This is a genomic window from Arthrobacter sp. P1_A5, from assembly GCF_056406825.1.
On record NZ_JBFTZL010000177.1, the window covers coordinates 1 to 7,720 of the forward strand.

A 7,720-nucleotide genomic window follows, 5' to 3' on the forward strand; every position below is an offset into this window, starting at 1 on the left:
CGCCTACGACAAGCAGAGTGCCACCTCCATTGCCGGTTCCCTCGGAGCCGCCCGGGAAAACGCCCGCCGCGCCCGCGAGACCGTCTCCTCCGGGCTCTGGGAAAGCCTCAACACGACCTACTACGGGCTCAACCAGCACCGCAAGGACGTGGTGGGCACCTACCGGTTCTGCAACTGGGTCCTGGAGCGCACCGCCATGGTCAGCGGCCTCGCCGACACCACCGTCAGCCACGACGAGAGCTGGCAGTTCCTGGTCCTGGGCCGGTCGCTGGAGCGTGCGGACATGACCGCGCGCATGCTGTCCACCCGCGATGTCCTCTCGGCCGGCATGTCCTGGGTGAACATGCTCCGCTGCGCCGGGGCCTACGAATCCTTCCTGCGGACCCGCCGGGCGGCGTTCGGGGACCAGCACGCGGCCGAATTCCTGCTGCTGGACCGGCTGTTCCCGCGGTCCATCGTCTACGCGCTGCGCGACGCCGACGAGTGCCTGGCGAAGCTCGACCCCTCGGCCCAGCGCGTCGGCTTCATCAACGACGCCCGCCGGATCGTCGGGCAGGCCCGCACCTTCCTGGAGTTCCACCGCACCGATGACCTCATGTCGGAGCTGCCGGAGCACATGGAGCGTGTGCAAAAGGCCGTGTCGCAGGCCTCGGACGCCATTTCCCGTAAGTACTTCAATCAGGCAGACGAACTGGCCTGGGTGGGAGAAGTTTCATGACCCGGCTGAACATCGTCCACAAGACGGCCTACAAGTACAACAAACGCGTCACCCTGTCCTACAACGAGGCCCGGATGACCCCGCTGACGGACCCGCAGCAGGTGGTACTGGAATCCTCCATGAAGGTTTCCCCCTCGCAGGCGGCCCTGAGCAGCTACCGCGACTACTGGGGCACCCGGGTGACCGCCTTCGACATGCAGATGCCGCACGAGCACCTCGAGGTGCTGTCCACCACCACCGTCGAGGTGCACCGGGTCGAGAAGATCGCAACCGAGGCCGACATCGTCGGCTGGGACGTCCTGGCCGCACCGGAACGCCTAAACCAGTTCAGCGACTGGATTCCCCAGTCCCAGCTCACAGGTCCCGGCTCCGAGGTGCTCGCCATCATTCCCGGCGTCGTCGAGGGGAAATCGCCGCACGAGGCCGCCATGGCGGTCTTTGCCTGGATGCGCGGTGAAATGACCTACATGAAGGGCTCCACCGGCGTCACCACCAACGCCGAACAGGCCTGGAACCAGCGGCAGGGCGTCTGCCAGGACCTGGCACACCTCGCCATCGGGTCACTGCGCAGCTGCGGTATCCCGGCCCGCTACGTGTCCGGTTACCTTCACCCGCGTTCGACGGCGGAGCTCGGCGAGACGGTCGCCGGCCAGTCGCATGCGTGGCTCGAGTGGTGGGACGGCGAATGGCGCAGCTGGGACCCGACCAACCACAAACCCGCGGGGGACTTCCACGTCACCGTGGCCCGGGGCCGCGACTACCGCGACGTGCCGCCGCTCAAGGGCATCCTGTCCGGCGGCGGGGGATCGGCCCTCAGCGTCAGCGTGGAGATCACCCGCGTCGCCTGACCGCACGCCGCGCCCCCGCGTTGCGCTGTCAGATCGGGCTGCCCTAAAGCCCTCAGGGCAGCCCGATCTGAAAGCGCAAGAGGTGTTTTTTTGAGGGGCGCGGGTTATTCGAGACCGGAGCGCGTGGCGTCGTCCAACGGCGTCCACCAGGTCTGGGGCGGCACCACCTTGAACCGCCGGCCCGTGACGGTCTCCGGCGTAATCCGGACGAAATGTTCCTTCTTTCCGGCCTGCCACGGGAACAGCAACAGACCCACGGTGTCCATGACTTCCTGGGGGTTCTGCACCGGCGCGGCCTGGCCCTTGATGACGACGCTCCAGGCGACTCCGGTGTCCGCGTTGATGCCGTCGGCCTCCAGCGCCACAGGCGTGCCGCCGGTGGCCGCCTGCAGCTTGGTGCCCTCCGCGGTCCGGAACACCAGCGTGCCGTGGTCCACTTTGTAGTTGATCGGGAAGATATCGGGGTGGTCGTCCACCCAGACCGCCAGCCTGCCGACGGAGACGCTGCGCAACAGCCGCCAGCATTCGTGGTGGTCGAGGTCTTCGACAGCGTGGGTCTGGTCCTTTGGCTCGTGACGGCCCGGGCTCGATTCAGTGCTCATGCCGGCGAGCGTACGCGGCCGGGCTGACGGCGGCTAGGGCAAATGGACCCAGCCGCCGGGTTAATCTCCGAATTCTGAGGCTTTCCTGAGTCGTTCGCGCTATTCTGGCAGAGGGCCGTCAGCGTCTACATTGGCCGGAGCGAACTGGGGGCAATGACATGCATTCAACGGGTGAGGGCTCAGGCCATACCGTGTCCGAGCCAAATCCCGTAGTTGAGGAGCTACTGAAGGGGTTCGGCGCACGGGCGGAAGAGCTGCTTCAATCCAAGGAACGCATGGCCGGCCTGCTGGAAGCCGTCGTCGCCCTGGCCGAGGACCTGAGCCTGGATGCTGTCCTGGAGCGCGTGGTCGAATCAGCGTGCCGGTTGTTGCATGCCCGGTTCGGCGCCCTTGGCGTCATCGGTGATGACCACGCGTTAAGCCACTTCATCACTGTGGGCATCGATGGCAATCTGGCACGGCAAATCGGTCCGCTGCCGACCGGCCACGGAGTCCTTGGCCTCCTTATTACGGACCCGTTGCCGCTCCGGCTGCATGAACTGAGCAAGCACCCCGAGGCCTACGGATTCCCCGCGCACCACCCTCCCATGCAGTCCTTCCTTGGTGTCCCGGTCCGCGTCCGGGACGTGGTGTTCGGCAACCTCTACCTCACCGAAAAAGAAGGCGGGGAGGACTTTTCCGCCGAAGACGAGGCCCTGGCCGTCGCCTTGGCGGCGGCGGCCGGCGTCGCCATCGAAAATGCCCGGCTCTACGACGACGCCCGCCGCCGGGCACGCTGGCTGGAGGCCTGCATGGACGTCTCCGGGCTGATGCTGAGCACGGACCGCGACTACACCTCGGGCGGCCTGGACCCGATAGCCGGCCGGGCGCTCCAGGAGTCAGCGTCCTCACTCGCCCTGCTGGTGGCACCCGCCGCCAATGGCGTGGCCCACGTGGTGATCGGCGTTGCCGGTGAGCGTGGCACCGCGTTTTCGGGGCGGTCACTGCATCTGGACTCAGAGCTCCTGGAAGGTGTCCTCGAAGGCGGCGAGCCGGTGCTGTTCGACGACGCATCCGAAGTGTTGGGGGAGGTCGACGGCGCAGTCACCGGCCCGCTGCTGGCAGTGGCGCTGAGTACCCAGGGTGCCCACCATGGCCTCCTGCTGCTGGCACGGGACAAGGAGTCGGTGCGCTACGCCCGGACCGACATCGAAATGGGGGCCGTCTTCGGCTCCCACGTGGCCCTCGCCTTGGAACTGGCCCGGGTGCACCGGCTGCGCGAGGAGCTTCTGGTCTTCACCGACCGCGACAGGATCGCCCGGGACCTGCATGACCTCGTCATTCAACGGCTGTTCGCCGCCGGGCTGAGCGTGCAGAGCCTGACCCGTTTCACCAAGGAGGATCTGGCGCTGGAGCGCATCCGCAACATCACCGGCGAACTCGACGAGGCGATCCGCAGTCTGCGCGACACCATCTACTCGCTCAAGAGCAACACAGGCGAGATCGAACTGCTGAGCGGCCGGATCCGTCGTGTCACGCGCAGTTCGTCGAAGTCCATGCCGTTCCCGCCGCGCCTGACCATTACGGGACCCGTGGATGCCGTGACACCTGACAAGGCCGACAATGTCGTGGCCGTGGTTTCCGAGGGGCTCAGCAACGCCATCCGGCACTCCGGGGCGGATACAATCTCGGTCTCGGTTGCGGTCGTCAGGGGCCGGGTGACGGTGGTGATCAGCGACAACGGCGCCGGATTCGCCCAACCCTCAAAACGCAACGGGCTAAGCAACCTCGAGGACCGGGCGCGCATGCTCGACGGCGAATGCACCATCACGAGCGCGCCCGACTCCGGTACCAGCCTGGAATGGTCGGTGCCGCTTTAGCCAGCACGCCCGAAGGTCCGGTTTCCGCGGAGCCTACCCGACGCTGCGGGGCCGGATTACTTCGCCGGTTCTCCCGACGGCGGCCGCCGGAAATCCCGGGCTGGCGATGAAGACGGCGGCCTGCGTGCGGCGTTCGAATCCAAGCTTGGCCAGCAGGGACGACACATAGTTCTTGACGGTCTTTTCCGCCAGGAACATTTCGGCGGCAATCTGCCGGTTGGTCAGTCCGCCGCCCACCAGCTCCAGGACCTTGCGTTCCTGGGGCGTGAGGGAGGACGTGCGCGGGTCGACCTCTTCGGCCTCCACCAGGCTGTCCACGACGCCGGCGGCCACGCCTTCCTCGAAGAGGGACTCGCCCGCTGCTGCCCGCCGCAGGGCGCCGATCAGGTCCGTGCCGCCGATCTCCTTCAGCACGTATCCGCTTGCCCCGGCCAGGACGGCGCCGCGCAGGGCCTGTTCGTCGTCGAAGCTCGTCAGGATGATGCAGTTCAACGACGGGTCCACCGACCTCACGTCCCGGCAGACCTCGATGCCGGTCCCGTCCGGCAGGCGGGCGTCCAGCACACAGACATCAGGATGCAGTGCGGGAATCCGCCGGGTCGCCTCCACCGCGGATCCGGAACTGCCGACGACGGCAAACCCCTCGCCTTCGAGAAGCTCCTGCAGCCCGCGCCTGACAAGTTCGTGGTCATCAAGGATAAAGACTCGGATCACCGCCTGCCCGCCATCAGGTGCAGTGAGACCTGCGTCTGCCCAGGCAATCATGATTCTCCCGTCCGGCCGCTTGCGGGGCCGCTCGATGCTCTTAGTAACACGCTGATTCTTGTAACGAGATGCTGTATTTCATCTGCTGACCCCAGCCTCTGCCATTCTTGTGCACCGGGGCGGCGCGGACAAGGGTCATAGTGCCCAACAGGCCGCCTCCGGCCCGTTGCCCGGAGCGTTTCCGGGTCGCACGCCGGCCGGGGTGCGTGCATGCCTTTTGGCCCTAGGCGCCTGGCCGGGCGAAGGCAATCATGGGAGCGTCGCCATCTGGCGCGGGAAACTCGGCCGGTACGAGGCAAGGATGGCAATGAACGAAGTCAGGGACGTCCGCACGATCGTGGTAGGTGTTGACGGCTCGGACGCTTCGGTGTCCGCGCTGCGGCATGCGCAGGGCCTCGCGGTGCCTCTGGCCGCCAAGGTGGTCGCGCTGGCGTGCTGGGACTACCCGCCGGTGTACGACGGCTATGTCGCCGTCGGCATCGACGACTTCGATGTCCGGGCCGGCGAAATCCTGGCCGAGGCGGTGGCGAAGGCCTTCGGCCCGGACACCCCGGACAACGTCGAGGCCCGCCTCATCCAGGGGCACCCCCGCCGCGTGCTGATCGAGGAGAGCAAAGCCGCGGACATGCTCGTGCTGGGCCGCCGCGGCCACGGCGGATTCGGTGGGCTGTTGCTCGGATCGGTGAGTTCCGCCTGTGTGGCACATGCGCATTGCCCGGTGCTGGTGGTCCACTCGCCAGAACACGGCTGACGCCGCAATCCTGCCGGAGGATTCTATTCGAACGTGGCCCGGCGCGGATCCGAGAGCCGGGTGCTCCACACATCGGGCCGGTTGACCTTGAAGCGTCGTCCGGTCAGGGCTTTGGGAGCCACACGCACGTAGTAGGCCTTCTCGCCGGGCTGCCAGGGCTCCAGGAGCAGGGAGTCAATTTCGTCCTTCTCCTCCTGGCTCTCGATGACCTCGGCTTCCCCGCGCGCCATCACGCTCCAGGCCGTCTCGTCGCGGGCCTCGTAGCCGTCGATCTCGAATGCAACCGGCTTGCCTGTGATCGCGCCCCACAGCTTCGTGCCGCCGGCGGTGCGGAAGGCAATCGCCCGCCGTTCGAGGACGAAATTTACCGGGAAGATTTCCGGATGGTTGTCTACGATCAGCGCCACGCGCCCCACGACTTCGGTATCGAGCAGCGCCCAGCACTGGTCCATGGTCAGCGAGTATTCCGGCGAGGGCGTGGTTGAGTCCATGTCGAGCCACGATACGGGCCGCCCCGTAACCCCCATTAGGGCCATAGGTCCCGCGGCGGACACGTATGTGACGGATGCCGCGGCCCGCCGGCGCCGGTCACCAGGGACTGGGGGTCACCACGGACTGGGCTTGTAGTCCTTGAGGAACACTCCGTACTGGTCCTCGCCGGATTCGCCCATCACGATGGGGTCGTACACGCGGGCGGCGCCGTCAACTAGGTCCAGGGGCGCGTGGAAGCCCTCTTCCATGAGGCGGACTTTGGTGTAGTGCGGGCGCTCGTCCGTGATCCAGCCGGTGTCCACGGCCGTCATGAGGATGCCGTCGGCGTCGAGCATTTCCTGGGCGCTCGTTCGCGTCATCATGTTCAGCGCAGCCTTGGCCATGTTCGTGTGCGGGTGTCCGGGGCCCTTGTAGGCGCGGGAGAACTGGCCTTCCATGGCACTGACATTGACGATGTACTTCCGCCGCGCGGTGGAGCGTTTCATGGCGCCACGCAGCCGGCTGACCAGCAGGAACGGAGCCGTCACGTTGCACAACTGCACTTCGAGCATCTCCAGCGGGTCCACCTCGTCCAGCACCTGGGTCCAGCTGTTGATGCTGGCGAGGTCCGGGACCAGTCCGCCCGCATCGATCGCGGTGCCGGAGGCAATCCGCTCCAGCGACGCCGACCCGGTGGACAGGGCCAGGGACGTGATCGCGTCACCGGCCAGCACTGGATGGTCGAGCACGCTGCTGGCGAGGGCAAGCGGGTGCTTGTCGTGGGCGTGGCCGAACGTGACGAGCTCCGGGCCCCCATTGGCAGCCTGAAGGGCGGCGGGCAGCGGCTCGTCCTCGGCGTCCACGAGCGGCTTGTAGGCGTTGCCGGAGCGCCGCACCGTCTGGGCCGCGTTGTTGATGATGATGTCCAGCGGTCCTGCGGCATCCAGGGAATCCGTCAGGGCCATCACCTGGGACGGGTCGCGGAGGTCGATGCCCACGATCCGGAGCCGGTGCAGCCAGTCGGCGCTGTCCTCCATCGCAGCGAAGCGGCGGGCGGCGTCCTTCGGGAACCGGGTGGTGATGGTGGTGTGCGCGCCGTCCCGGAGGAGCCGGAGCGCGATGTACATGCCGATCTTCGCCCGGCCGCCGGTCAGCAAGGCCCTGCGGCCGGTCAGATCGGTGCGGGCGTCGCGCTTGCTGTGGCTGAACAGGGCGCACTCGGGGCACAGCTGGTGGTAGAAGGCATCCACCTGGGTGTAGTGCTGCTTGCAGATGTAGCACGGCCGGGACCTGATCAGGCGGCCGGCGATTTCCCCGGTGGCGGACGTGGCGAGCTTGTTGCCGCGCGTCTCGTCGTCGATCCTGTCGGGGGCCGCCGTCGCCGTCTGTGCGATCACGGCGCGGTCCGCCTCGGCGATCTCATCACGCTTGCTGACCCGCCGGTGGCGCTTGACGGCCTTGAACATTTTCCCGGTGGCGCGGCGCACTGAGACGTAGTCCGGGTGCTCCTCGTCATAGGCGTGGATCGTGTTCAGTACCTTCAGGCAGGCCTGGATTTCCTCCGGGGTCAGCTCGGCGAGACCAAGATCGGCAAGACCAGGCTCGGCAGAGGGAAAGTCGGAGGACAGATCGGGGGAGCTCATTGCCCTAATTTTACAGGGTGCGGGGAGCYCGGCCGGACGTGCCTGCCGGGCCCCCGCCTGCCT

At 67.1% G+C, this 7,720-nt stretch carries 8 protein-coding genes; 4 read left to right on the top strand and 4 right to left on the bottom strand.

The features are described 5' to 3' along the window. On the top strand, positions 1 to 718 hold a 718-nt coding region (locus AC1D1S_RS17525; protein ID WP_476995052.1), incomplete at its 5' end, for an alpha-E domain-containing protein. Then, positions 715 to 1,566, top strand: a complete 852-nt coding sequence (locus AC1D1S_RS17530) for a transglutaminase family protein (RefSeq protein WP_028275546.1) — start codon at positions 715 to 717, stop codon at positions 1,564 to 1,566. The genes AC1D1S_RS17525 and AC1D1S_RS17530, both read left to right, overlap by 4 nt. 104 nt (positions 1,567 to 1,670) lie before the next feature. Here AC1D1S_RS17530 and AC1D1S_RS17535 read toward each other — a convergent pair whose 3' ends face one another. Further along, a complete protein-coding gene (locus tag AC1D1S_RS17535; RefSeq protein WP_028275547.1) occupies positions 1,671 to 2,168 on the bottom strand; it encodes a pyridoxamine 5'-phosphate oxidase family protein in 498 nt (165 codons plus the stop codon). A 158-nt stretch (positions 2,169 to 2,326) separates the two neighbouring features. Here AC1D1S_RS17535 and AC1D1S_RS17540 point away from each other — a divergent pair, with 158 nt between their 5' ends. Then, the gene (locus tag AC1D1S_RS17540; RefSeq protein ID WP_476943904.1) at positions 2,327 to 4,027 is read left to right on the top strand and encodes a GAF domain-containing sensor histidine kinase; all 1,701 of its coding nucleotides are present in this window, start codon (positions 2,327 to 2,329) and stop codon (positions 4,025 to 4,027) included. 33 nt (positions 4,028 to 4,060) lie between these two features. Here the strand turns inward: AC1D1S_RS17540 and AC1D1S_RS17545 are convergent, their stop codons facing one another. Further along, complete coding sequence (locus tag AC1D1S_RS17545) at positions 4,061 to 4,792, bottom strand: response regulator (protein WP_476943903.1); 732 nt, start codon at positions 4,790 to 4,792, stop codon at positions 4,061 to 4,063. A gap of 301 nt (positions 4,793 to 5,093) precedes the next feature. On the opposite strand from AC1D1S_RS17545, the gene AC1D1S_RS17550 reads away from it, so the two are divergent. Next, the gene (locus tag AC1D1S_RS17550; protein ID WP_243177654.1) at positions 5,094 to 5,543 is read left to right on the top strand and encodes a universal stress protein; all 450 of its coding nucleotides are present in this window, start codon (positions 5,094 to 5,096) and stop codon (positions 5,541 to 5,543) included. Positions 5,544 to 5,566: 23 nt separating this feature from the next. On the opposite strand, the gene AC1D1S_RS17555 is transcribed toward AC1D1S_RS17550, so the two are convergent. Both AC1D1S_RS17555 and AC1D1S_RS17560 read right to left on the bottom strand, forming a co-directional pair. Continuing rightward, the gene (locus AC1D1S_RS17555; protein ID WP_028275551.1) at positions 5,567 to 6,034 is read right to left on the bottom strand and encodes a pyridoxamine 5'-phosphate oxidase family protein; all 468 of its coding nucleotides are present in this window, start codon (positions 6,032 to 6,034) and stop codon (positions 5,567 to 5,569) included. Positions 6,035 to 6,148: 114 nt separating this feature from the next. Next, positions 6,149 to 7,657, bottom strand: a complete 1,509-nt coding sequence (locus AC1D1S_RS17560; RefSeq protein ID WP_476995053.1) for an SDR family NAD(P)-dependent oxidoreductase — start codon at positions 7,655 to 7,657, stop codon at positions 6,149 to 6,151. Positions 7,658 to 7,720: the final 63 nt, after the last annotated feature.

Bases quoted from the DNA above. Each gene is read 5' to 3' on its own strand.
- AC1D1S_RS17530 (WP_028275546.1), top strand. From the start codon at position 715: ATGACCCGGCTGAACATCGTCCACAAGACGGCCTACAAGTACAACAAA.
- AC1D1S_RS17535 (WP_028275547.1), bottom strand. From the start codon at position 2,168: ATGAGCACTGAATCGAGCCCGGGCCGTCACGAGCCAAAGGACCAGACC.
- AC1D1S_RS17540 (WP_476943904.1), top strand. From the start codon at position 2,327: ATGCATTCAACGGGTGAGGGCTCAGGCCATACCGTGTCCGAGCCAAAT.
- AC1D1S_RS17545 (WP_476943903.1), bottom strand. From the start codon at position 4,792: ATGATTGCCTGGGCAGACGCAGGTCTCACTGCACCTGATGGCGGGCAG.
- AC1D1S_RS17550 (WP_243177654.1), top strand. From the start codon at position 5,094: ATGGCAATGAACGAAGTCAGGGACGTCCGCACGATCGTGGTAGGTGTT.
- AC1D1S_RS17555 (WP_028275551.1), bottom strand. From the start codon at position 6,034: ATGGACTCAACCACGCCCTCGCCGGAATACTCGCTGACCATGGACCAG.
- AC1D1S_RS17560 (WP_476995053.1), bottom strand. From the start codon at position 7,657: ATGAGCTCCCCCGATCTGTCCTCCGACTTTCCCTCTGCCGAGCCTGGT.